Raw genomic sequence first — 24767 nt, 5'->3', positions numbered from 1 at the left:
ATGCACACCGCCACGTCGTCTCTCCCCTGGGAAGACGTGTGGGGGCAGGACGACGCGGTGCAGCTGCTGCAGGCGGCCGCATCCGATCCCGCCCAGCTCACGCACGCGTGGTTGATCACCGGCCCTCCCGGCTCGGGCCGCTCGACGCTGGCCTATGGGTTCGCGGCGGCGCTCATCGCCGAGCCGGGCGACGACGCGGCCGTGCGCCAGGTGCTCGCTCGCACACATCCCGACCTCACCGCGCTGCGCACGGAGCAGGTCGTCATCCGCATCGAGGAGGCGCGCCAGCTCGTTGAGCGCGCGTACTACTCGCCCTCGCTGGGTCGATACCGCGTGATCGTGGTCGAAGACGCCGATCGCATGGCAGAGCGCACCTCGAACGTGCTGCTGAAGGCGCTCGAAGAGCCGCCCGAGCGCACGATCTGGGTGCTGTGCGCGCCGAGCGACGCCGATCTGCTGCCCACCATCCGTTCCCGGGTGCGCACTGTGCGCTTGCGCGAGCCGGACGTGTCCGATGTCGCCCGTCTGATCGCCCAGCGCACCGGGGTCGAAGCAGCCGTCGCCGAGCAGGCCGCGCGCCACGCGCAGCGCCACATCGGCATGGCGCAGCGCCTGGCGACGGACGCCGATGCGCGCCGTCGGCGCGATGAGACGCTGCGCAGCGCACTGGCCGTGCGCGGGGTCGGCGACGCGGTCGATGCGGCCGCCCGCATCGTGCAGGTCGCCACCGATGATGCGAAGGCTCTCACCGTCGAGCGCGATGAGGCCGAACGGGCATCGCTGCTGCGAACCGTCGGGCTCGCCGAGGGCGCCGCCGTACCGCCCGCCGTCCGATCGCAGCTCAACGCGCTCGCCGACGAGCAGAAGCGGCGCGCGACGCGCAGTCTTCGCGACGGCATCGACCGCGTCCTCACCGATCTGCAGTCGCTGTTCCGCGACGTGGTGATGGTGCAGTTCGGCCGCACCGACGGCCTCATCAACACCGAGTTGTCCGACGACCTGCACGCCCTTGCGGCGGCATGGGAGCCGGCTCGCACCCTTCTCGTCCTCGACGAGATCGCCCTGACCCGGCGGAACCTCGAGCGCAATGCGGCCCCCGCGCTGGCGCTCGAGAGCCTGCTGGTCGCCGTCGCCACCGGAAGGAGCTCGTCATGAGCGCCGCCCCCCGCATCCGTCGCCTGATCGCTGTGACAGGTGTCGTCGTCACCCTCGCCGCCCTCGCCGGGTGCGCGTTCAAGGTTGACGTCGCGCCCTCGCCGACCCGCAGCGCAGAGCCCGACACGACCGGTATCTCCGAGGAGCTGCTGCCGTTCTACGGCCAGGAGCTCTCGTGGAACCCGTGCGGCACCGGGCTCGACTGCACCACGGTCACGGCCCCTCTCGACTGGAACAACCCGTCGGCCGGCGAGATCGAGCTCGCCGTCGTGCGACACCTCGCCACGGACGGAGATCCCCTCGGGTCGCTGCTGACGAATCCCGGCGGCCCCGGCGCGAGTGGTGTCGCGCTCATCCGCGATTCGCTCTCGTTCGCGGTCGGCGATGCTCTCCAGAGCGACTACGACGTGATCGGGTTCGACCCGCGCGGTGTCGGCGAGTCGAGCGCGGTGCGCTGTTTCGACGCTCCCGACATGGACCGCTACCTGTTCGACATCCCCACAGGCACCCGTGGCTCCGCGGAGTGGAACAGCCAGCTCGAGGCACGCAACCAGACGTTCGCCCAGGCATGCGAGGCGAACAGCGACGGCATCCTGCAGTTCATCACCACCGAGCAGTCCGCCCGCGACATGGATCTGCTGCGCGGTGTGTTGGGCGACGAGAAGCTCAACTACCTCGGCTATTCCTACGGCACCTTCCTCGGCGCGACATACGCGCAGCTCTTTCCGGAGCGTGTCGGCCGCCTCGTCCTCGACGGCGCGATCGATCCCGAGACCTCCCAGCTCGATGTGTCGACGACGCAGGGCATCGGATTCGAGTCGGCGCTGCGGGCCTACATGGCCTCGTGCCTCCAGGGTTCCGACTGCCCCTTCACCGGCACGGTCGACGACGGCATGGCGGATCTCAGTACGCTGCTCGCGAGCGCCGATCGCGATCCGCTTCCCAACGCGGACGGCCGCCGCATGGGCGCCGATTCGATGATGACCGCGATCGTCGCGGCTCTCTACTCGCAGGACAGCTGGTCGTATCTGACGACGGCACTCTCCAATGCGATGCAGGGAGATCCGTCGGTCGCGTTCCAGCTCGCCGATTTCTACTACAACCGCAGCGGCGGCGCCTACAGCGACAACTCCACCGAGGCCTTCACCGCCTACAACTGCATGGACTACCCGGACGACGCCACACCGGAGCAGGAGGCCGCGTCGAAGGCCCTGCTCGCGGAGCGCGCGCCGACCGTGGCGCCGTACTGGTCGAGCGACGTCGACTCGTGCGCCTCATGGCCGTTCCCGCCGAGCGGTGAGCGCAAGGCGCTGACCGCCCAGGGCGCCGCGCCCATCGTCGTCATCGGCACCACGAACGACCCCGCCACCCCCTACGACTGGTCGGTGGCATTGGCCGATCAGCTCGCCTCCGGCGTGCTGATCACGCGGGTCGGCGAGGGCCACACCGGCTACAACAAGGGCAACACCTGCGTCGACGACGCGGTGGAGGCGTACTTCATCGACGGCACCGTGCCCCAGGATGGCCTGCGCTGCGAGTGAGCGCCTCCCGAGCGTTCGCGGCCGCCTGTTCGAGCATGTAAGATCGTTGCTTGTGCATCGCGGAAGCGACGCGCGCCGCCTTAGCTCAGACGGCAGAGCGATTCACTCGTAATGAATAGGTCAAGGGTTCGATTCCCTTAGGCGGCTCAGCACGAGAAGAGGGGTCCCGGAAGGGGCCCCTCTTCTGTTCTCCGGCCGCCCGCATCCGCTCGCTCGCCCGCGTCGATGCTCGCTTCTCCCGCGAGACTGCACTTTCGTCACGAGTTCACTGTGTTTACCCGTGATCTCGTGATCGACATGCAGTCTCGCGGGATCGGAAGGGGATGGCGGAGCGGGCGAGGGGGGGATGGGATGATCTGATGGTGGGTCACACCGTCGACGTGCTGCTGGAGACGTTCACCTGGGTCGGCTTCCTCGGCGCGGTGGCCGTCGGAGTCATCTGGTTGATTCTGCTGCTGGTGGACGGCACCTGGACTGCCGCGCACGCAATCATCGAACCGGGCGAGACCGGGCGCGTCGCGCACTGGTTCACCGCGGAGGGCGGCGTGGGGCGTGCGGTGCTCAGCGACGCCGACGAGGCGCACCTCGCGGGTGCGGATGAGGCGGCCATCTACTACCGCGCCGGTACGGACGATCGGATGCGGTTCATCGCCCGGTCTCCGCTCGTACGACTGACCGGGTGGTTCACGGTGGGACTGTTCGCGGTCGGCGTCCTCGCGCTCGTCCTGTCGCTGGTGACCATGTTCGCGGCCTGAACCGGCGGCGAAAGAAAGAGAGTGGCGCGGCGGCCATATAGCTAGATAAGCTAGCGACATGGCCGCATCCTCGACTTCGCCCCGACCCTCACGCTGGCTCCGGGTGGGCATCCCCGCACTGCTCGTGCTCGTCTGGCTCGTCGTGGGCTCGATCGGTGGTCCGTACTTCGGCAAGGTCGACGAGGTCTCCACCAATGACCAGTCGACGTTCCTGCCGCAGAGCGCGGCCTCCACGCAGGTCAACGAGCGGCTTCCCGACTTCCTGGCCGGCGACAGCATCCCTGCCGTCGTGGTGTTCTCGGCAGACCAGAAGCTCGGCGACGGGCAGCTCACCGAGCTGCAGACGGTTGCCGACGACATCGCGCGGACGCCGGGGGTCCTCGACGGCATCTCGCCGCCGATCGTGTCCGACGACGGTCTCGCCGCGCAGATCTTCGTGCCCATCGACGCCTCGGGCGAGGTGCCCGACACCGTCGAGGCGGTCCGCGATGTCGTCGCCTCACAGGCGCCCTCGGGCGTCGAAGGATGGGTGACCGGTCCCGCCGGATTCACCGCGGACCTCGTCGAGGGCTTCCTCGGCATCGACGGGCTGCTGCTCGGCGTCGCGCTCATCGCCGTCTTCGTGATCCTCGTCATCGTCTACCGATCCCCGCTGTTGCCGGTGCTCGTGCTGCTGACGAGCGTCTTCGCGCTGTGCGTTGCGCTGCTGACCGTGTGGTGGCTCGCCAAGGCCGGGATCTTCGTGCTGAACGGCCAGGTGCAGGGCATCCTCTTCATCCTCGTGATCGGCGCCGCCACCGACTACGCGCTCCTCTTCGTGGCGAGATATCGCGAGGCGGTGGCCGAGGGGCAGACGAGATGGCCGGCGACCGTGCAGGCCTGGCGCGGCGCCTTCGAGCCCATCCTCGCTTCCGGCGGAACCGTCATCGCGGGACTGCTGTGCCTGCTGCTCTCGGATCTCGCCAGCAACCGCGCGCTCGGCCCGATCGCGGCCATCGGCATCGCGTTCGCGATGCTCTCGGCGCTCACCTTCCTGCCCGCGCTGCTCGCGCTCGTGGGACGCGCCGCCTTCTGGCCCTTCATCCCGAAGCACCCCGCGCCGGTTCCGTCCGACGACCCGAACGCGCCCGTGTCGGGCCTCTGGCCGCGGGTGGCGCGATTCGTCACGCGGCGCGCTCGTCCGGTGTGGATCATCAGCACCGTCGTCCTGCTCGTGGGAGCCGCGGGCATCACGCAGCTCAAGGCCGACGGCGTGCCCTCCAGCGACCTCGTACTGGGGTACTCGCAGGCGCGCGACGGCCAGGACGTGCTCGCGGAGCATTTCCCGGCAGGCTCCGGCAGCCCGGTCTACGTCGTGGTCTCCGAGTCGGATGCGGCCGCGGCCGTCACCGCCACGTCGAATGCGCAGGGCATCGACAGTGTGGCGATCGCCGCCGCGGACTCGCCGACGGGTCAGGCGTCGGTCACCGTCTCGCAAGGTGCGCTCGAGCTCGCCGCGGTCGGCCCGCCCGGAACCCCCGAACCTTCGGCCACCACCGTCGACGGCGACGCGCTGCTGATCGCGACGCTCGCGGATGCGGCCGACTCCGCCGCCGCCGACGACGCGGTCGTGGCGCTGCGCGACACCCTCGACCGCGATCTCGGGGAAGGCGCGGCGCTCGTCGGCGGTCAGACCGCCATTGACGTCGACACCAACGCCACCTCGATCCGCGACCGCACGGTGATCATCCCCGTCATCCTCGCCGTCGTCTTCATCATCCTCATGCTCCTGTTGCGCTCGATCCTGGCGCCGGTGCTGCTGATCGCGAGCACGGTCATCTCGTTCGGCACGGCGATGGGGGTGAGCGCGCTCGTGTTCAACCACGTCTTCGACTTCCCCGGCGCCGACCCCGCGGTGCCGCTCTACGGCTTCGTCTTCCTCGTCGCGCTCGGCATCGACTACAACATCTTCCTCATGTCGCGCGTGCGGGAGGAGTCGCTTCGCCACGGCACGCGCGCGGGCATCGTGCGCGGCCTCGTGTCGACCGGAGGGGTGATCACCTCGGCCGGCCTCGTGCTCGCGGCGACGTTCGCTGCCCTCGGCGTCATCCCGATCCTGTTCCTCGCGCAGCTGGCGTTCATCGTCGCGTTCGGTGTGCTCCTGGACACCTTCGTCGTCCGTTCGCTGTTGGTGCCCGCGCTCGCATCCGACATCGGGCGCGCGGTGTGGTGGCCCTCCAAGCTGTGGCGTGCCGGACCGGAGACGAAGGATGTGGCACCGATGACGCGCGCCGAGTACCGGCGTACGCTCGGATCATGACCAAGGCGCTGTTCATCGTCGACGTCCAGAACGACTTCACCGAGCGCGGTGCTCTCGGTGTGGCGGGGGGTGACGCGGTCGCCGAGCGGATCTCCGCCTACCTCGCGGAGCATGCGGGCGACTACGGCCTCATCGTCGCGTCCCGGGACTGGCACGATGCCGAGGGTGACAACGGCGGGCACTTCGCCGCAGAGCCCGACTTCATCGACACGTGGCCGCCCCACTGCGTCGCGGGCACCTTCGGCGCCGAGTACGACGAAGTCTTCGACACGTCCGCCGTGACGCACCACCTCAAGAAGGGGCGGGGCGAGCCGGCGTACTCGCTCTTCGAGGGACGCACCGACGACGGCCGCACGGCGATCGAGCTGCTGGAGGAGCACGGGATCCTCGACATCGACGTGGTGGGTCTCGCGACCGACTACTGCGTGCGCGCGTCGGCCCTCGACGCCATCGCGGCCGGGCGGCACGTGCGCGTGTTCACCGACCTCGTGGCCGGAGTTCACGCGGAGTCGAGCGAGAAGGCCCTCGCCGAGATTGCGCACGCCGGTGCCGAGGTGACCGCGTCGCGCTGAGCGCCCCCCACGGAGCTCACGAGATCCAGAGCACGAGGCCGGTCATGCCGGTCAGCACGGCCGCGACGCCCGCGCGGATCGCATCGTCGCAGCGCTCGGGGGTGAACGACGCCTCGTCGAAGTGCGTGGCCGACCCCAGGCCCTCGCCGCGGAATCCCGCGCCCGTCCAGTCGACCGCGGTGACGTTCTCGGTGGGCTCGGCCAGTTCCGCCCCGAGCACCAGGAACGCGATGTCGAGGTGGTTCGGCGTCACCATCGCCATCGCATCGATGAGATCCTCGCCGGCCGCGACGATGAGCTCGGGATTCAGATCCATCGCGTGCACGATGCCCGTGATCGCGTCGCCGCCCGCATCCACCGTTCGCAGATCGACGTGCTCGTCGGCCGCCCATGCGCTCACGGCCTCGCGCAGCGTCTGGGTCGTTGCGTCGTCGCCGGAGGTCAGGAGCACAACGCGGTAGCCGGGGGCGGGATGCACGTCGTCCCACGACCCGCTCCGCGGATCGACCGTCGCCTCCGGCGTCGGCTCGATCTCGGGAGCGAAACCCGACGCGGGGGACCCCACAACGCCGATCGCGTCGCGCGGCACGCTCCAGTCGGCGCTCGCGCATCCGGTCAGTGCGAGTACGAGCGCGAAGCCGGTCGCGCCGAGGAGGAGGGATGCGGGGCGATGCGGCACGGAGATTCCTTGTAGAGATCGGAGGGGCGAGACCAGGATGCCGGTCGCCGCGCACGCCGCTGCATCCTCGAGCCCCGGTTCGCGCATTGTTCTTCGGATCTGCCGTCGGCGTTCACCGGGCGGGCGCACCGGCGGGACACCCCGTGATCCTCATCTGTTCTCCCGACAGCCGATTCGTAAGCCATCGATCGTTCACTCCCAGGAAAGTTCGTCGAGCCAGTCTGCTTCCAGGCGCCGGGATCCGTGCGTCTGCCTGGTTGACCCACATCCACTTCCTCTCCAGAAACGGAAGACACATGCTCCTTGCAGCACCCTCGCGACCCACGGGTCGCGCGGCCCTGTGGGCCTCGGCGGCGGCGGTCGGCGCCGCGCTGATGCTCAGCGGCGCCCTCGTCGCCCCCGCGGCGCACGCCGACGACCCTGCGGGCTACACCGGCATCGTGCTGGGCGTGGCCTCCAACGAGACGCAGCGCACGGTGTCGTGGTACACCTCCGCCGACACGTCGCAGGTCGTGCAGTTGGCCCCCACCTCTGCCGTGGTGAACGGTCAGTTCGTCGCCTCCGTGACGACCTTCGCCGCCACCGGCGCCACCAACGTCTCGACCACGGGTTACAACCGCCACGCCGTCCTGTCGGGGCTGCAGGAGAACACGCAGTACTCGTACCGTGTGGGATCCGATGGCAACTGGTCGCCGACCTACTCGTTCAAGACGCAGTCCTTCGAGGGCGACTTCGACTTCCTGTTCTTCGGCGACCCCCAGATCGGGTCCTCGGGCAACGTCGCGAAGGACGGCGCCGGCTGGGCCGACACCATGAACGTCGCGCTGACCGCCAACCCCAACGCGGAGCTGCTGGTCTCCGGCGGCGACCAGGTCGAGTCGGCCAACACCGAGCCGCAGTGGGACGCGTTCCTCGCTCCCGACCAGCTGCGCCAGTACCCCTGGGCCGCGACGATCGGTAACCACGACGTCGGCGGCAAGGCGTACGAGCAGCACTTCTACACGCCCAACACCGACTACTCCTCGGCCTACTACAAGGACCCGACCAAGACGGCGACGACGTCCGGCGGCGACTACTGGTACATCTACAAGGACGTGCTGTTCATCGACCTCAACAGCAACAGCTACGACTCGGCGAACGGCGGCGGTGACGCGGCCCACGTGCAGTACGTGACGGATGTGGTGAACCAGCACGGCGCCGACGCCAAGTACACCGTGCTCGTGTACCACCACTCGATCTACTCCGCCGCGGACCACGCGAAGGACGCCGACAACAAGGTGCGTCGCGTGGACTTCCCGACCACCTTTTCGAAGCTCGGCGTCGACCTCGTGCTCCAGGGCCACGACCACGTCTACACCCGCAGCTACGAGATCAAGAACGGCGAGAAGGCCAATCCTGCCGAGCAGCCCGGCCAGAACGATGTCTTCGTCGGTGAGGGCGGCGTCATCTACATGACGGCGAACTCGGCATCGGGTTCGAAGTACTACGACATCACGGCGCCCGACAACAGCGGAACCACGGGAGCGGGCAACGGTCCCGACCCGCTGAAGCCGAGCGACTACTGGTACAACTCCGTGCAGAACCAGGAGCACGTGCGCAGCTACGTCAAGGTGCAGGTGCGCGCCGATCAGCTCGTGGTCGAGGGCATCCGCTCCGGCACCTGCGACGCGCCCAACGCTGCGGTGGAGCAGGGCAAGGTCGGCTGGTGCGGCACGCCGGGTTCGAGCACAGCGGTCGACGGCGTCGGGTCCCTGATCGACTCGGTCACCATCCACCCCTTCCACGGCGACGGTCAGGACATCCAGGTCGACGTTCCCAACCAGGCTCCCGGCGAGTTCGGCTGGACGATCGACGGACAGAACGGTCTCGTCGACCTCGGGACCGCCGAGGAGAAGGGCGACTACTTCGAGGCGACGGGCGAGATCAACCCGATCAGCGTCACCGACACGCGCTCCTCGCTGGCTCCGTGGTCGCTCACCTCGGTGCTCGGCGACTTCAAGGACGGCGACAAGACGTTCTCCGGACGCTACCTGGGCTGGACGCCGAAGGTCGTCACCGACGGCGCCGGGGCCACCGCCGGTGCACCTGTCTCCTCGGGCTACGACACCGGTGACGGTCTGGCCGTCAGCCGCGTGCTCGGCTCTGCGGCGCAGGGGCACACGAAGGGATCGGCGCTGCTGGGAGCGGCGCTCGATCTCAAGCTGCCGACCGAGACGGCAAAGGGCAGCTATCGCGCGACCCTGACCCTCACCGCGCTCGCCGGCTGACGCCCGCGGCACCTTCCGTCCGTGGGAGGGGGCGCCTGCCCTCTCCCACGGACATCCCCATTCCGCCACGACCCGAAAGATCTCCGTGAACCCACGCTCGACTCCTCCGCATCCTCGCCTCATCGCGCTGAGTTCCGCGATGCTCGCCGTGCTCGCGGTCCTCGCCTTCGCCGCACCCGCTCAGGCCGCCGAGGGCGATGAGGTCACCTGGACCGTCCGGACCGCCTCCAACAACCTGGGCTCGGAGCGCACGAACTACACGTACACGGTCGATCCGGGCGGGTCCGTCTCGGACGCCGTCACGATCGCGAACCACGGTGACGAGGCACTGGACCTCAAGGTCTACGCCGCCGATGGCTCGACGTCCGAGGAAGGTCAGCTGTCGCTGCTCGTCGCGGGAGATCCGTCCCATGCGATCGGCGCCTGGATCGTTCCGCAGCAGGCGACCGTGACGGTGGCGGCCGGCGAGACGGTCACCGTCCCGTTCACCCTCTCCGTCCCCGAGAACGCTACGCCCGGTGACTACGCCGGCGGCGTGGTCACCTCGCTCAGCGCGCCGGATGCCCAGAACGGCGTCACCGTCGATCGGAGGCTGGGGATCCGCGTCAACCTGCGGGTCGGTGGCGAGCTTGCGCCCTCCCTGGCGGTCGAGAACATGTCTGTCGCCTGGAACGGTGGGCTGAGCCCCTTCGCCGGCGGTGACGCCACCGTGACCTACACCCTGCACAACACCGGCAACGCCTCGATCGCAGCCCAGCCGACGGCGCGTGTCAGTGGAATCTTCGACCTCTTCGGCACGGACGCCGCCGCGGCACAGGACGTGCCGGCGCTGCTTCCGGGCGAGTCGTGGACCCAGACGGTTTCCGTTCCGGGAGTTCCTCCCGTGTTCGCTCTCATCGCAGGCGTGAACGTGGTGCCTGTCGTGACGGATGCGTCCGGTTCGACGACTCCGCTCGAGACGGTGACGGGACAGACGATCGGCGCCGCCGTCCCGTGGACACTGCTCGTGATCGTCCTGCTCGTCGCGGCCGCGATCGTCCTGCTGCTGCGCTCGCGTCGCCACCGCAGCAAGGCCGCCCAGCAGCGCGCCGATGCGCGCGTGGAGGACGCGGTCGCCCGCGCTCTCGCCGAAGAGCGTGCGAGGGCCGCCGCCGGGGCCGCGTCGGTCGACTGAGCCTCACCACGACAGAGCGCCCCCGGAGCGATCCGGGGGCGCTCTGTCGTGGAAGCGGCTCAGGCGCGACGACGGCGAGAGATGAGGGCTGCGCCCACGCTCGTGACAGCCAACCCGCCGAGGAGCCACGGGAGAAGCCGCTGCACATCGTCGCCGGTCGCGGGCAGCGCGCCGGTGGGCGTCTGGGACGGCGCGGCGGTCGGCGACGGTTCGGTGGTCGGGGACGGGGATGCGGCCCCCGCATGGTCAGGTATGTCGACGGTGATCACCATCTCTCCGCCCGCTGGCGTTCCCGCATCCGGGTCGTCCTCCGCGGCGTTGGCGACCGAGGCTCCCGTGCCCAGGAGGAGCGTCGCGACGGTCAGGGCCACGGAGCCTCGTCCCAGCAGCGATGCCCGGGCCCGCTGCTGGGGCGCGGTCACCGTCCCACCTCGATCCGTCGCGAGGATGCCGTGGTGCGCGTGAAGTACCAGAGTGCCGCGACCAGGGCCACCAGTAGGAGGTACGACACGACGGGGAAGCTCGCGATCCCGGTGAACACCGGCTGCAGCACCGAGTCCTGATCGGTCAGGATTCCGCCGATCCACGCGGCGGCGGCCACGATCGCGGCGATCGCGACGGCGGTGCGGAAGCCGGCGAACGCGCGCGCGTGGGAAAGCCAGATGAGGAGCGGGAGCACGAGCAGTGCGGCGATGAGCTGTGCGAGCTCAACCCCGACGTTGAAGCCGATGATGGCGACGAGGGTCTCGCCGAACCCGAGATTGAGTTCGAGGATCGTCGTGGCGAACGCCGTGCCGTGCACGAGCCCGAACACTCCCGCGATGAGCAGCTCCCCACGCGGGAGCAGCGGCTTCAGCGCGTGCGCGGCAGCGACCGCGATCGAGACGGCGACGAGGATCTCCACCGGCTTCTCGGGGAAGGAGATGAGTCCCAGTGACACGAGCGCGAGCGTGATCAGATGTCCGACGGTGAACGCCGTGATCGTCAGTGCTGCCCTACCCATGGTCTTCTTCACGGGGATGGGCTGCTTCCAGCGCCATCCTCGCCGAGCCCTCGTGGCGAGCGAGGGGGCGACGATCAGCAACGTCGTCAGGAACAGCAGGTGATCGGTGCCCTCGGCGATGTGCAGCATCCCGAGGCGGATCACCGCGAGCAGGCCATGTAGCGGGTCGGTGTCGCTGCGTTCCCACGTGAGGTGCGTGACGCCGCCGCCCAGCACGCCGATGACCTCCGGGTCGCCCTCGTTGATCTGGCCGTCGTCCCAGTCGCTGATCAGCGCGACGTAGACCTGATGCGAGGGGACGACGTCGATGATGAAGTCGTCTGTGAACGTCAGTGCACCCTGCAGCGGGCGTCCCGCAGCGAAGCGGAGCGTCGTCTCGATCGCATCCTCCTCGTTGACCGTCGCGAAGGTCGGCTTCTCGAGCACGGAGGCGGTCAGTGCGCCCTGCTCGTCCGAGACGCGCACGCGGTGGAGCAGGAACGTCATGAGGTTGTCGGAGATCGCGTCGAGCTCCGACTGCTCGGTGGCGATGTCGTAGCCCGTGGCCGCCACGAAGCCGGCCTTCTGGATCTGCATCTTCACATCCACCGCATCCTGGCGGACCGTGAGGAACACGCCGGTCGAGCCCGTGGGATGCGCTGCCGCGCGCTGCGTGGGCAGGACGACGAGGACGAGGACCAGCAGGAGGACCGCGAGCGCGATGGCCGCCAGGCGGTTCTTCCGCGCACGACGGACGACGGTGGTAAGCACACGCGAACCCTAGGGGCGGCGGGCAAACGGCTGTCGAACGGGCGGCAACCGCTCGGAGCAGGAGCCGACTTACGGGTGCGGCTCGATGACCCGACCGCGGGAGGCCTCGAGGGCGCGGATGAGGGAGGCCGAGTCCCAGGGGCCGACATGGCGGATCCCGCCGATGAAGAACGTGGGCGTCGAATGCAGGTCCATGAGTTCTGCGTCGAAGCGGTCATCCTGGATGTGGCGCAGCACAGCGGGGGAGCGCAGGTCGTCGGCGAAGCGATCGGTGTCCAGCCCGAGCTCGTCGGCGTAGCGGATCAGGTCCGAGAGTTCCAGCTGATCCTGATGGGCGAACATCTTGCGCGTCATCTCGTAGAAGTGGCCCTGCGCCGCCGCGGCCTCCGATGCCTGCGCTGCCTGCTGCGCGTGCGGATGCGGCGCGTCGAGCGGAAGGTGCCGCCACACCCACCGCACCTGGTCGCCCAGCGCGGCGAAGACCTCGTCGATGGAGCCGGTCGCGCGGCCGCAGAACGGGCACTCGAAGTCGCCGTACTCGACGATCGTGAGCGGCGCGTCCTTCGGCCCCTTGATGTGGTCGCGCGCGGGGTCGACGGGCCGGTTCAGGTACTTGCCCACGGCGACGGGCGGACGCAGGCGGTCGCCGATCGAGATGATCGCCCATCCGGCGAGGAACGCGAGCACGGATGCGGTGAGCACGCCGACGCGGGCGAGGTCCTGCGTGTGCGGGTCGTCGATCGCGATGGGCACGAGGAAGAGCGCGATCGTGAATCCGATGCCCGAAAGGGCCCCGCCGCCGGCGATCCGTGTCATCCCGAGGCCGGGGGCGAGAACGCCCTTGCCGGTCGCGCGCAGCAGCCAGGTCGCGCCCGTGATGCCGACGAACTTGCCGGCGACGAGAGCGACGATGATGCCCCAGGTCAACGGTGAGGTGAAGGCCTCCTTCAACGTTGCCGGGTCGAGGTGGACGCCCGCGTTCGCCAGCGCGAACAGAGGCAGCACGCCGAAGGAGATGTAGGGGCGCCATCCCGCATCCACGCGTTCGTTGATCGAGAGCGAGTCGCGGAGGCTGCGCTGCACCGCGGCCGCATAGACCGTGTTGGGCGACTCGCGGAAGGCGCGCGTGAGCTCAGCGGTGCGCTCGACATCGCTGCGCCGGGGCGGGAAGACCGGGATGAGGAGCGCGATGGCGACGCCGGCGAGGGTCGCGTGCACGCCCGACAGCAGCACAACGATCCAGAGGGCGATGCCCAGGGCCGCGTAGGAGAAGCCGCGGCCGTAGGGCAGGAATCGCACGAGGGCGATCAGCCCCATGAGCACGACGGCCACCAGGAGGGCCACCAGGTTGAGGCTGTCGGAGTAGAAGACGCCGATCACCAGGAGCGCCCCGATGTCGTCGACGACGGCGAGGGTCAGCAGGAACGCGCGTAGGCGAGCGGGGAACTTCGGGCCGATGATGGCGAGGGCCCCCAGCAGGAACGCCGTGTCGGTGGAGATCACGACGCCCCACGCGTGCGTCTCGTCGGTGCCGAGGGTGAAGAGGATGAAGATCGCCGCGGGTACCACGAGTCCCGCGACCGCCGCCGCGATCGGAAGCGTGGCACGAGCGCGGTCGGTGAGCTCGCCGATGGTCAGCTCGCGCTTGACCTCGAGGCCGACGAGGAAGAAGAACAGCGTCATCAGCCCGTCATTGACGAGCGCGTGGAGGTTCGAGTCGATCTGCACGTCGCCCACGGCGATGGCGATCGGCGTCTCCCAGAAGTGCTCGTAGCCGGCACCCCAGGGGCTGTTCGCCCAGATGATGGCGAGAGCGGTGGCGATCAGCATCAGGGCTGCCGACAGACGGTCCGGGGCGATCGGCCGGCGCTTCTTCTTGGCGGGGCCGCTGCGGTGCAGTTCGACGCGGGTCATCGGGCTCCTCCCGGGCGCGGAAGCGGGATCACGGGCGAATGCCCAGGAGGAAGTCTGCCGCATCCGGGGCCTGTCGGGGCGAGCGAGAGGGGCCCCGCCTAGCCCACCCTGCCGGATCGCCTCCGATCAGCGCTGCATCGGACGCCAGGACTCCAGGAATGCGGAGACCGTGAGCGTCTCCATCTCCAGCTCGATCTTGCCGAACAGATGCGACGCCGTATTGGCGTCGGTGGGGATACGGAGCACCAGCGCCTGGGTGTCGAGGCGGCGTACCTCGACGTCGTACATGTTGAGCACGCCGGAACCGAGCAGGGCATCGACCCCCGCGCGTACCCAGTTCGAGGGGCGCGGCACGAGCGCCGCGCTCAGGTAGTCGGCGGCGACGTCGTCGTCGCGTGCGGTGTCCATGCCCCCATCCTCTCGTAACGGGCGGGTCACTCGTCCGTGCGGAAGCCCGCCGCCTTGTGCGTGCCGTCGCAGAACGGTTTGATGCTCGACAGTCCGCAGCGGCACAGCGCGACCGTGCGGCGACGGCGTTCGACAGCGTTGCCGGCCGCATCCACGATCTGCGCCGCGCCTCGCACGAGCAGCGGGCCGTCCGGGTAGGCCGTGATCGTCACGGGCTCATCGCTCATGCGGCACCGCCACGCAGCGAGGACACACCGTTCGTGAAGGCGTCGTACATGTGCTGCGCAACCCAGCCGTCGACGGCCAGGCACGCCGCAGCGCCGAACATGATGTCGGCGAGCAGGTCGGGGCGGTCCTCCGCGAGGGCGCCTGCGAGGTCGCGGCCGGCGATCTGCTCGTGCACGGCGTCGGCCTCGACGTGCTCGTCGAAGTAGTCGGTCACGTCGTCGCCGTAGCCGAGCCTGCGCAGACCGTCGCCGTAGAGACGATTGGGGATCGACGACGTCATCTCGAAGGCGGCCAGGTGGCCCACGATGGCGCCCAGCAGACGACGGTTCAGCCCGAACATCGACATCGTGTTCTGCGAGGCCAGAGTCGCGGCGGGGACGTCGTCGACGTACGCGCCGTAGCGATCGTCGAGGCCGGCGGCGCGGATCGTGCGCGCGAAGATCTCGGCGTGCACACGGTCGGGGCGGCCCCCACCGTACTCGTCGGACTGGATCTCCACGAGTGCAGCCTTCGCGCGCCCGCGTAGCCGGGGGATCGCCCACGAGTGCGGGTCGGCCTCGCGCAGCGTGTAGATCGTGCGCTGGATGAGGAACTCGCGGGCCTGCTCGTCGGTCGCCTTGCGGGCGAGGTAGCGGGAAAGGCTCGGACCGCTGTCATCGGAGGTCAGCGTGAAGAGCGCCTGTGCGACGTCGGGGGCGTTGGGGGTCGGAAGGGCGGGCACGGAGACCTCTCGACGCAGGGCGGCCTCGAACGTCGACTCGAGGAGCTGCCGGACGGTGAGGAGTTCCGCATCCCACTCCAGCGCCGCGTCGAGGCCGTCGAGCGAGCCGTAGGCGTTCGCGTAGAGGCAGAAGAGCGCGAGTTGGATGTCATCGTCGCGGACGATGTCCGTCGTCATCGAGAGGGCTTCCGCGGCCAGTGCGCCCAGATCGCCGCCTGCGGCAGCGGAGGTGAGGCGCCGTGCGACGGCCTCGCTCATCGGCCCGCGGGCGGCGAAAGGCAGACCGGGCAGAGTCGCCCGGGGGATGGCGGTCAGTGACACGAGTGCTCCGATCGTTCGGGGGAACGTCTGCATCTCACCCGTTCCTGCGCCCAGGCGAAGGGGGCTTGACACATCGGAGCGTGCGGCGCGGGTCAGTCCCTCTGATGCCGGCTGCGCACCCGGAACCACAGGGTGAGCTCCCCGATCGCCCGCAGCACGTTGTCCGGGTCAGCCTCGTCGCCGAGGTCGTCGAACGTGTCGCGGAAGCCGTCGGGAGCCGGATGCGAGGGCGGCGAGATGGGCTCGTAGCCCATACTCCACTCTGGGAACCGTCGCTCGCCGATCTCCTCGTCCCGGACGATCCGCACATCGCCGTGCCGCGGGTCGGCTTGAATGACCCGCATCAGCTCGCGCACCGCCGCATCCGGGCCCTCGAGGATCTGGATGAAGTGCCCCGCCCGATACAGGAGCATGCCGGTGATTCCGCGGCGACGGTTCGACGCGCGGCTGGTGGTGAGCAGTTGCTCCAGATCGGGGTCGGTGAAGGGGGCGCGCGCGTGACTGGTGTAGACGACGGAGATCAACGGGTCGGTCACGGTGGTGGGCTCCTTCAGCGACGCACAGGACGTGGGCGCGGCGGCTGTGCGGTGAGTGCGCTCATCGCGTGGGCGATTGCGGTGAAGCACCCCGCGGGGCGCGAATGCATGTCGAAGGCGGCGAACCCGCCGTCGCCCTGTCGCTCGATGTAGCCCAGGAACTCTCCCCACCTGCTGCCGACGTGGAAGCCGTCCTCGACGCGCGCCCACACGACGCCCGCAGCGTTCGGGTCCGTCGTCATCATGGGGCCTCTCCTTCCTGGCGTCGCGCCGCCCAGATCGCCTCGATGGCCTCTCGATGCGAGCTGTGGAGGTACAGGGAGCGGTAGCTGAGCGAGAAGCTGTCGGGGGTGATGGCGTCGGTGTAGCGCACCACGATGGCGCTGTCGAGCCCGAGCAGCCGCTGCACCTCCGCGTCCACGCGCTCAGGCACGCTCGCGCCGCCCTCGAATCGAGGCGGCAGCCGTCGGGATAGGCGCCGTCATGTCACGAACGTACGCGATGGGGCCCGACGGCCGGAGGGGCTTGCGAAGCCGGCCGGAATCGCCTCGCGACGTGGGGTCAGGCGATAAGGCTCGTCCCGCACTCCGCGCAGAAGCGGGACGAGCCCGGGTTCTCGGCGCGGCAACCCCCGCACACGCGAACGTTCACCAGCGAAGCCCCGCACTCGCCGCAGAACTTGCCACCGTGCGACTGGGCGCCGCACGAGGGGCAGCGTGGCTGAGCTTGGCGGCCGAGGTCCACTCCGCCGACCAGGTCAACGGTCTCCAGCCGCTGGCGCATCTGCTGACGTCGGGCCTCGGCCTGCAGCTGCGCGAGCTCTTCGGTGAGGGCGGGGGAGCAGCGCACGCACTGCCCGACCTGGTCGTTCCAGCACACGTCGCCGCACACCCAGTCGCTGCATCCGCGGCACTGGTGGAAACGCGGGCCGATTTCCGCGGTGGCGGCGCGCAGCGCCTCATCCTTCGCGGGCGAGTTGGTGCTGCGATCCAGCAGGTTCTCCGCCATCGAGGTGAACTGCGACAGCTGACCCCCGAAGAGGTTGCCGAGACCGCGGGCGATCTTCTGTCCGGCTGCTCGGGGGTCGCGACGGAACGCCGAACGGTAGCCGTTGCCGCAGCGCTCGCAGCGGAATTCGAACTGGTAGCCGTCGGCGTTGGAGAGGTCGCTGAAGTTGTCGGTGAACGGCACGTGTTCAGACATGTCACTCCTGAGGAGAGTCGGTCGGGGCCGAGGGGGAATCGGATGCCTCGTGCCGGTGCGCCCGGGCGCGATCTGCGTCCTGATCAGACGATAACACCGTGGATTCGGGGTCCAGAACCGCTGTGGATGACCGCATCCGCTCGGTCAGCGGGCGAGGCTCGAGACGAGGTTGATCGTCGCGGCGACGACCACGACGCCGAGCAGGAACGATAGGAGCGCATGGCGAAGAGCCTCGCGTCGGATGGTGCTGCTGGTGATGGTGGTGTCCGACACCTGGTACGTCATACCGAGCGTGAACGCGAGGTAGGCGAAGTCGCGGTAGTCGGGGGGATCGGGCTGATTGAAGTCGATGCCGCCGTGCTGCGCGTAGTACAGCGCGGCGTAGCGGAGGCTGAAGAGTACGTGGATCAGGAACCATGACGCGGCCACCGTGACGACCGCGATGCCGGCCAACTCCAGCCGGGCGGAGTTCGAACTCACGGTGCCCGCCTCGACGAGCACGAGCGCGATGGCGCCGAAGCTCGCGAGGCTGGCGAGCACGAGCAGGGTCTGCGCGGTCGTCCGGGTCGGGTCCTCGCGGGTGGCGTGCTGCTCGGTCTGGGCGGCATCCAGACGCAGGATGCCGAGCCACACCCACAGTGAGAAGGTGCCGGCCCCCGTGATCCAGCCGATGGCGGGGGCATAGATCCACGAAGATGTCAGTCCCACGGCGACGGTGACGACGAAGAACACGCCGAACAGGACCGTGACCCGCCACCCGGCGCGGTGGCGGCGCGAGGAGAAGTCCCTGGCCGGGGTGCTCACGCGCGGGCCGTTCGCTCTTGCATACCCGGATCGTACGGCGTGCGCGGGGTGGGTAGCCCTGAGGATTGCCGTGACGCGCGGGTCGCGCCACACTGATCTCGATGCGGTGCATCAACCGGACCTGGGGGTGGTGAGGTGGGAGACGAGAACGCTCTCGCGACACACGAGGTGCTGGCTGGGTTGGGAATTCAGGACGGCGACGCCGGGGGTGTCTCCGAGCCGTTGGAGCAGGCAACGACCGACGGGCGCTCCCGCCTGTTGGCGCGGGTTCTCCTCATCGTCGCTGGCGTTGCCAGCATCGCAGGCGGGTTCGTCATCGCCGGACACGGGGTGGCCTACCTCTTGGCTCAGACGGCACTCCTTCCCTGGCTGATCCGATTCGGGCCCGAGTACCTCGACGTCATGATCCCCTCGGTGCTCATTCTCGTCGGCGGTGCGCTGCTCGCGTTCGTGGGGCTCGGTCTGATCATGGCGTCCCTCAATCTGGGGTGGACCCGCCGCCGCTGACGCGGCCGGCGCTGTTCTCCCCTTGGAAGAGGCCCTTGTGGTCTTCGACCCATCGACGGAACGTGCGAGACGGCTTGCCGGTGATGCGGGTGTACTCATCCGACAGGGGAGGGGTGGCCCCGACCGCCTCGTGCCAGTCCTTGATGATCTGGTGCACCCAGACCTCGGGAACATGACGCGAGAGCATCGCCGCCGACTCCGCTTCCGTCTGCTCGGTCACCGAGAGCGGCCGTCCGATGACGTCGCCGATGATCTCGATCTGCTCGCGCAGCGTGAGGCGTTCCGGGCCGCTGAGCGACGGCGCCCGCCCGATCAGAGTGTCGGAGGTCAAGGCGATCACGGCGACATCCGCGATGTCCTGTTCGTGGATGGGGGCCTGCACCGCATCCGGATAGGGGAGCGGGACGGCTCCGTCGCTCTTGATGCTCCAGCTCCACCGCGCCGCATTGCTGGCGAAGCCGCCCGGCCGGAGCAACGTGTAGGCGAGTCCCGACTCTTCCACTGCTCGTTCGACGCGAAGGAAGCGGCCGCCGTTGAAGTCCTCCGCAGCCCCCGGCAGGGTGACGGCGCTGGATGACAGCAGCACCACATGCTGCACGCGGCAGGCGGCAAGCGTGTCCAGCAGCGGCTTCGGCGCAGCGAGGTCTGCGTAGAGGAACACCCGATCGACGTTCACGAGAGCGTCGGCGAAGGATGCGGGATCGTCGAGGTCCGCGGCGAAGGTCGGCACAGAGGCGGGCAGAGCCAGCCTCTCGGGCGAACGACTGGTGGCACGAACCTCCGCTCCGCGCTCGAGGAGGCCTTCGACCACCGCGCCGCCCACGGCGCCGCTCGCACCCACCACCAGAACCGACATCACGTACCCCTCTCGATCACGAACATTGTTCGCGAACAGTATTCGTTACGAACGATGTTCGTGTCAACTGATACTCTCGGCGTATGGCTTCGACAGGCGATGGGCGAACCCGCCGCGGCAGATCCGCCAAGGCTCCCCTTTCTCGGCAGGCGATTCTGGATGCGGCGAAGGAATTGGTGCGCGATCACGGGGTCGACGCGCTGACCCTTCGGCAGGTCGCGGATCGCGTCGAGACGGGGCCCGCATCCCTGTACGCGTACTTCGCCAACCGTGACGTGCTGCTGGAACACCTTCTCGATGCGGCCTACGGCGAGGTGGAGCTTGTCGAGATCGCGGGCGACGGGTGGAAGAAGGCGCTCGCCGCCACGATCGGCAACACCATCGACGCTCTCGGCCACTACCCGGGACTCGGAGCCGTCGCGCTCGGGACCATTCCGACGCTGCCGGGTGCGCTGCGGCTCGCAGAGCACGAGCTGACTCTCATGGAGGCGGGGGGCGTGCCGGACGATCGCGCCGCGTTGGCAGTCGACCTCATCGCCCAGTTCGCGGCATCCACCGCGATCGAGCGTGCTGTGCGTCACGAGGATCCTCGCGGGGCTGTGCAGCGGGGGCGGGTGCGGGCGGCGTACCAGGAGGCCGACCCCGACCGGTTCCCCCGGGTCACGCGGTCCGCCGCGCTGCTGACCGGTCCGGGGGAGGACGCTCGCCGCGCCTTCGCGATCGACCTCATCGTGAACGGGATCGAGCATTCCGATTGAGTGTAAATACTCAGCCTGCGCTGAGCCTTTACACAGCGGAAACACAGGAGCGCATCCGAGAAACACCGCCTCTCTAAGTTCCGGGGTGGACGTATCCGTCCGTCACCCGAACGCAGGAAGAGGACGCCGTGAAGGCACTCGGCTCCGCGCGCTGGCGCGCGCTCGCCACGATCCCCATCATCGCCGCTTTGCTTCTCCCCGCCGCGCCCGCGGTCGCTGCCTCCGCTCCGGCGGTCGTTCCGGCCGCTGCGGGGGACATGCTCGATCCGGACACGCTGCCGGACCCCACCGCGCGCGGGCCGTTCGCCCCCGCGACGATCCAGGAGACGAAGCTGGGTACCGTCGCGCTGCAGGAGCCCAACTCCCAGGGCAACGCGCCGACGGCCGGCTCTGCGCAGGCGGCCGAGGAGATGGAGATCCGGGGAGCGTTGTACTACCCGAGCGACCGCCGGGAGCCCTCGCCCGTTCTCGTCCTGGTGCACGGCAACCACGGTTCATGCGACATCGCCGGCTCGAACGCGACGCTCTCGTGCAACCAGTTCAAGCGCAACGAGGCGGGATACGCGTACCTCGGTGAGAACCTGGCGACCTGGGGGTACACGGTCTTCTCGGTGTCTCAGGACCAGCTCATGATGCGCCAGGACAACACGAGCGGCAAAGGCATGCACCAGCGTCGGCTCCTCATCGCCGCGACGCTCGACGCGCTCACCGCGGCCAACCAGCCGGGGGGCCTGCCCGCCGACGAGCACACCACGCTCGGTACGACCCTCGTCGGCAAGCTCGACATGACCCGCATCGGGCTCATGGGTCACTCCCGCGGCGGCGACGCCGTCACGAGCTTCATCGACTACAACCGCATCCGCACCGATGGGCCGCGGTACCCGTTGCGCGGCGTCATTGCGCTCGCGCCCGTGGACTACGAGCGCAAGGCGCCCTACGGCGTGCCCTTCATGTCCGTTCTTCCCTGGTGCGACGGTGACGTCTCCAACCTCCAGGGCGCCCGATTCTTCGAGCGCAGCCAGTACATCAACGGCGAGAACCCCTTCCCATCGATCCAGGTCTCGCACCTGGGCGCCAACCACAACTGGTACAACTCCGTGTGGTTCGCCGACGGCCAGGACGGCAACACCAGCGGCGACGCCGGATGCGGTGACACGCGACCCTCCAGCACCAGCAAAGTCGCGCCCACCAACCACCGTCTCAGCGGTGCCGCCAGCTACGACCCGTGGTCGTACCGGGTCGACAACTCCGACACCTACAACCCCCTCGTGAACACGAAGATCTCCGGCGACCCGGCGCGCATGGGAGCCCAAGAGAAGCTGGGGCTCGCGACGATGGCCGCCTTCTTCCGTCGCTACGTCGGTGGTGAGGGCGCTTTCGAGCCGTACATGACCGGCGAGCTGTCGAACACGACCACGCACAACCAGGTGCCCGCATCCGCGTGTCCGAGCATCACCGCGGGCGACACGGCGATCTCCTGCGCCGATCGTGTGTCGACGACGTACTTCGCTCCGTCCAACGAGCGCATCGACATCATCCGGCCCGAGGTCGAGAACCCGCTCACGCTCAACGCGCTGGGCGGCTCGCTCAGCGGGACGGGATTTGCGAACCCGTACCTCGACAACGACGGCGTGAGCCCGCGTCCTCAGCCGACGCTGGGCTACGACTGGTGCAACCCTGAGCCGAACCAGTTCTCGACGAGCGTGCTCGGCATCGCAGGTCAGCCGACCGGCGCCAAGGCCTGCCCGCTGCCCGGGAAGGCGGAGGTCGGCGGACAGAACGGCACTCGTGAGAACTCGCCGATCAACCAGTCCTACGGCCGTCAGCTCTCGCTCGCGTGGGAGAAGGGCTCGTCGGCGACGCTGACCGCCCAGATCCCGGCGGCCTCGAAGGACGTCAGCGGCATGAAGTCCCTCGCGCTGTCGGCGGACGTCAACTTCTTCGATCCGCGCAACCCCGGCTACGCGTCACGAGAGCCCGGAGCGCCGGCGGCGGATGTGATGTGGAACCCCTCCGCATCCAGCCAGGACTTCGACATCGTGCTGACCGACACCGCGGGCAAGGCGGCGTCGGTGCACGCCGGCGACCCGCGCTGGGGCAACGCACTCCACATGGCGACGGGCACGATGACACCGTCGACCCACATCGTGCTGGAGCAGATCCGCGTGCCGCTCACGGAGTTCACCGCGCAGGGTGTGGATGTGTCCTCACTCGCGAAGCTCGAACTGCGATTCGGAGTCGACGGTACGCCGGAATCGGGATCGATCCAGCTGGCCGACGTGCGGTTCCAGGAGGCGGCCACGGCCGCGCCGATGATCCTCTCGGACGGCACGGCGAAGAACACGGGTGCCGGATTCGGTGAGCCCGCCTCGGGGCCGAGCCCGAAGGCCTTCCTCGAGATGACGGACATCACCGCAGGCGCCCTCGCGCTGCCCGATACCGTGGCCGATCCCGCGTCGAACGTGACGTGGGTCGTCGACGACGACAAGGTGCAGTGCCCGAACGCCAACTTCACGAAGATCCAGGATGCGGTCGACTTCGCATCGCCCTGGGACACGATCGTGGTGTGCGAGGGGACGTACCAGGAGCGCTCGACGCCTACCATCGCCGGGCGTAATCCCGTCTCTGCGCTCGCACCCGGGGCTATCAACGGTCTGACGATCGCCAAGTCGCTCAAGATCAAGGGTGCAGGTGCCGACAAAGTGACGATCATGCCTGTTCAATCGCTCGCAACGCTGGAGGGCTCGACGCCGTATCTGCGCGACACGGGCGGCAACGTCATCACAGTGTCGCGGCAGTCGTTGGGCTCGACGGACACCAACGAGCTGTTCGTCGACATCTCCGGCGTCACGATCACCTCGGGTTCGGTGTGGGCCGAGGCGGGCGTCGCCTTCGTCAACACGGCCGGTCGGATCAGCGACAGCGTGATCGGGCCGCTGAAGACGGCCACGACCCCCGAAGAGCGCGCTGCGCACCCGCACGGCTGGGGCGTCGTGAAGACCAACTTCCTGCAGGGAGCCGGCGCCGGGACGGTGGAGACCGAACTCACGATTGCGGACAGCCGTGTGAGTGGCTTCCAGTCGGGCGGCATCCTGTTCGACGGTGCGCGCGGGGCCGATGGCGACGCGGCGAATCTGCTGCGGGCGGGTATCCGCCAGCACGGGTATGTGACCGGCACCGTCATCGAGGGCGCCTCGAACGCGGGTCAGCCCCAGGTAGGCGTGCGCTACACGAGCGGATTCGACGGGTTCGTCGCGTCGAGTCGCGTCACCGGACACCGTTTCGACGCGGCGCCCACGTCGGCTGTCGGGGTCGAACTGCGTGACTCGGGCGCCGTCGAGGTGCGCGGATCGGTCGTGACCGGCAACGGTGTGGGCGTGGCGAACCGCGACGCGTCGGGGACGGCTCCGCGTACCGAAGCGCCCGTCACGGTGCGCGGCAGCCTCGTCGACGGTCTCTCGGCCGACGGGTCGACTGTGACGGTCCTCGACCCGAAGGCGGTCGAGCCGGCCGGCGTACCCACCACCGTGGGCGCCGTGGACAACGCGGCGCCGGTGGCGGCGATCGTTGACCCGGGTGCAGGCCTCACGATCGAGGTCGGCGACACCGTCACTCCGCTCGTGCGGGCGAAGGACGACTTCGCGGTCATGTCCGTCGAGCTGTTCGCCAACGGACAGTCGGTCGGCCGGACGGGTGTCTCGCCCTACGCCTTCTCTTGGCAGGCCGCCGAGGTCGACAAGGGCACCAAGGTCGCCTTCACGGCCGTGGTGACGGATGCGGGAGGCGTGAAGACGACGACGGATGCGCTCGAGGTCACCGTCGCGGGCGACGCCCCCGGTGGCGGGGAAGAGCCCGGCGGGGAGGAGCCCGGCGGCGAGGAGCCTCCGGCTGCCACAGCGGTGCTGTCTCTGTCGGCACAGACCGTCAAGGCGGGTGACCCGGTGACGGTGAGCGGCGCCGGCTTCGCTCCGGGCGCTCAGCTGCGACTGGAGCTGCACTCGGTGCCCGTGGTTCTGGGCAACACGACCGCCGGGGCTGACGGATCCTTCCAAACGACGGTCACCATCCCTGCGGATGCGGCGGCGGGAGCGCATACACTGCGAGCCTTCGCGGCCTCCTCCGAGATCGCATCGGTGGCACTCGAGGTGACGGTCGCCTCGCCGCTCGCAGCCACCGGCGGCGCGTTGTGGACCGCCGGCATCGTGCTGGGTGCGCTGCTGCTGATCGTCGGTATCGCGATGATGCTGCTGGTCGTGCGTCGCCGGATTCGCATGAGCTGACGATCTGAAGCGGGGCGGGGCGGGGCGGGGCGAGGG

At 69.1% G+C, this 24767-nt stretch carries 23 protein-coding genes and 1 tRNA gene; 11 read left to right on the top strand and 13 right to left on the bottom strand.

All coding sequences use genetic code 11. The features are described 5' to 3' along the window. The 6 genes from SK224_RS00430 to SK224_RS00405 all read left to right on the top strand — a co-directional run bounded on the left by SK224_RS00430 (position 1) and on the right by SK224_RS00405 (position 6322). Positions 1–1155, top strand: coding sequence for a DNA polymerase III subunit delta' (locus SK224_RS00430; protein WP_320432891.1), 1155 nt, complete (start codon positions 1–3; stop codon positions 1153–1155). Continuing rightward, entirely contained in the window at positions 1152–2696 is a 1545-nt protein-coding gene (locus SK224_RS00425; protein WP_320432890.1) for an alpha/beta hydrolase, read from the top strand. The genes SK224_RS00430 and SK224_RS00425 overlap by 4 nt, the downstream gene beginning before the upstream one ends. A 74-nt stretch (positions 2697–2770) precedes the next feature. Continuing rightward, positions 2771–2843, top strand: a tRNA-Thr gene (locus SK224_RS00420). Positions 2844–3055: 212 nt separating this feature from the next. Continuing rightward, on the top strand, positions 3056–3451 hold the full coding sequence (locus SK224_RS00415; protein ID WP_320432889.1) for a hypothetical protein: 396 nt from the start codon (positions 3056–3058) through the stop codon (positions 3449–3451). Between the two features lie 58 nt (positions 3452–3509). Beyond that, complete coding sequence (locus tag SK224_RS00410) at positions 3510–5750, top strand: MMPL family transporter (RefSeq protein ID WP_320432888.1); 2241 nt, start codon at positions 3510–3512, stop codon at positions 5748–5750. Further along, positions 5747–6322, top strand: coding sequence for an isochorismatase family protein (locus SK224_RS00405; RefSeq protein ID WP_320432887.1), 576 nt, complete (start codon positions 5747–5749; stop codon positions 6320–6322). Before SK224_RS00410 ends, SK224_RS00405 begins: the two co-directional genes overlap by 4 nt. A gap of 16 nt (positions 6323–6338) precedes the next feature. Here the strand turns inward: SK224_RS00405 and SK224_RS00400 are convergent, their stop codons facing one another. After that, complete coding sequence (locus SK224_RS00400; protein ID WP_320432886.1) at positions 6339–7001, bottom strand: hypothetical protein; 663 nt, start codon at positions 6999–7001, stop codon at positions 6339–6341. A gap of 296 nt (positions 7002–7297) precedes the next feature. Here SK224_RS00400 and SK224_RS00395 point away from each other — a divergent pair, with 296 nt between their 5' ends. Both SK224_RS00395 and SK224_RS00390 read left to right on the top strand, forming a co-directional pair. Then, positions 7298–9268 (top strand): metallophosphoesterase family protein, encoded by a 1971-nt coding sequence (locus tag SK224_RS00395; protein WP_320432885.1) that lies wholly within the window; start codon positions 7298–7300, stop codon positions 9266–9268. An 85-nt stretch (positions 9269–9353) separates the two neighbouring features. Next, positions 9354–10442 (top strand): WxL protein peptidoglycan domain-containing protein, encoded by a 1089-nt coding sequence (locus SK224_RS00390; protein ID WP_320432884.1) that lies wholly within the window; start codon positions 9354–9356, stop codon positions 10440–10442. A gap of 59 nt (positions 10443–10501) precedes the next feature. Here the strand turns inward: SK224_RS00390 and SK224_RS00385 are convergent, their stop codons facing one another. The 11 genes from SK224_RS00385 to SK224_RS00335 all read right to left on the bottom strand — a co-directional run bounded on the left by SK224_RS00385 (position 10502) and on the right by SK224_RS00335 (position 18330). After that, positions 10502–10864, bottom strand: a complete 363-nt coding sequence (locus tag SK224_RS00385) for an LPXTG cell wall anchor domain-containing protein (protein ID WP_320432883.1) — start codon at positions 10862–10864, stop codon at positions 10502–10504. Continuing rightward, on the bottom strand, positions 10861–12195 hold the full coding sequence (locus SK224_RS00380; protein WP_320432882.1) for a HupE/UreJ family protein: 1335 nt from the start codon (positions 12193–12195) through the stop codon (positions 10861–10863). Before SK224_RS00380 ends, SK224_RS00385 begins: the two co-directional genes overlap by 4 nt. A gap of 69 nt (positions 12196–12264) precedes the next feature. Beyond that, positions 12265–14109: a Na+/H+ antiporter NhaA gene (nhaA, locus tag SK224_RS00375; RefSeq protein ID WP_320432881.1), complete on the bottom strand. Its 1845-nt coding sequence runs from the start codon at positions 14107–14109 to the stop codon at positions 12265–12267. A gap of 126 nt (positions 14110–14235) precedes the next feature. Continuing rightward, positions 14236–14517, bottom strand: a complete 282-nt coding sequence (locus tag SK224_RS00370; protein WP_320432880.1) for a hypothetical protein — start codon at positions 14515–14517, stop codon at positions 14236–14238. Between the two features lie 26 nt (positions 14518–14543). Then, positions 14544–14744 carry a CDGSH iron-sulfur domain-containing protein gene (locus SK224_RS00365; protein ID WP_320432879.1) on the bottom strand — a complete coding sequence of 67 codons (201 nt, stop codon included), beginning with the start codon at positions 14742–14744 and terminating at the stop codon, positions 14544–14546. After that, complete coding sequence (locus SK224_RS00360) at positions 14741–15724, bottom strand: iron-containing redox enzyme family protein (RefSeq protein WP_320433771.1); 984 nt, start codon at positions 15722–15724, stop codon at positions 14741–14743. Before SK224_RS00360 ends, SK224_RS00365 begins: the two co-directional genes overlap by 4 nt. A 155-nt stretch (positions 15725–15879) precedes the next feature. Beyond that, a complete protein-coding gene (locus SK224_RS00355) occupies positions 15880–16323 on the bottom strand; it encodes a BLUF domain-containing protein (RefSeq protein ID WP_320432878.1) in 444 nt (147 codons plus the stop codon). Positions 16324–16337: 14 nt separating this feature from the next. Beyond that, positions 16338–16568: a hypothetical protein gene (locus tag SK224_RS00350; protein WP_320432877.1), complete on the bottom strand. Its 231-nt coding sequence runs from the start codon at positions 16566–16568 to the stop codon at positions 16338–16340. Beyond that, complete coding sequence (locus tag SK224_RS00345; RefSeq protein WP_320432876.1) at positions 16565–16756, bottom strand: chemotaxis protein CheY; 192 nt, start codon at positions 16754–16756, stop codon at positions 16565–16567. The genes SK224_RS00350 and SK224_RS00345 overlap by 4 nt, the downstream gene beginning before the upstream one ends. A 128-nt stretch (positions 16757–16884) precedes the next feature. After that, positions 16885–17514, bottom strand: a complete 630-nt coding sequence (locus SK224_RS00340; protein WP_320432875.1) for a zinc ribbon domain-containing protein — start codon at positions 17512–17514, stop codon at positions 16885–16887. Positions 17515–17670: 156 nt separating this feature from the next. After that, positions 17671–18330 carry a DUF1345 domain-containing protein gene (locus SK224_RS00335; protein WP_320432874.1) on the bottom strand — a complete coding sequence of 220 codons (660 nt, stop codon included), beginning with the start codon at positions 18328–18330 and terminating at the stop codon, positions 17671–17673. Between the two features lie 135 nt (positions 18331–18465). Between SK224_RS00335 and SK224_RS00330 the strand changes: the two genes are divergently transcribed. Beyond that, positions 18466–18837, top strand: a complete 372-nt coding sequence (locus tag SK224_RS00330; protein WP_320432873.1) for a hypothetical protein — start codon at positions 18466–18468, stop codon at positions 18835–18837. On the opposite strand, the gene SK224_RS00325 is transcribed toward SK224_RS00330, so the two are convergent. Next, entirely contained in the window at positions 18809–19693 is an 885-nt protein-coding gene (locus SK224_RS00325) for an SDR family oxidoreductase (protein ID WP_320432872.1), read from the bottom strand. The genes SK224_RS00330 and SK224_RS00325 overlap by 29 nt on opposite strands. 83 nt (positions 19694–19776) lie before the next feature. Between SK224_RS00325 and SK224_RS00320 the strand changes: the two genes are divergently transcribed. After that, entirely contained in the window at positions 19777–20451 is a 675-nt protein-coding gene (locus SK224_RS00320; protein ID WP_320432871.1) for a TetR/AcrR family transcriptional regulator, read from the top strand. Between the two features lie 128 nt (positions 20452–20579). Continuing rightward, on the top strand, positions 20580–24731 hold the full coding sequence (locus SK224_RS00315) for an Ig-like domain-containing protein (RefSeq protein WP_320432870.1): 4152 nt from the start codon (positions 20580–20582) through the stop codon (positions 24729–24731). Positions 24732–24767: the final 36 nt, after the last annotated feature.

This window comes from Microbacterium sp. BG28 (assembly GCF_034044005.1).
Classification (GTDB): domain Bacteria; phylum Actinomycetota; class Actinomycetes; order Actinomycetales; family Microbacteriaceae; genus Microbacterium.
Note: the sequence above shows the minus strand (reverse complement) of the source record. Positions and strands in the feature narration are given on the sequence as shown.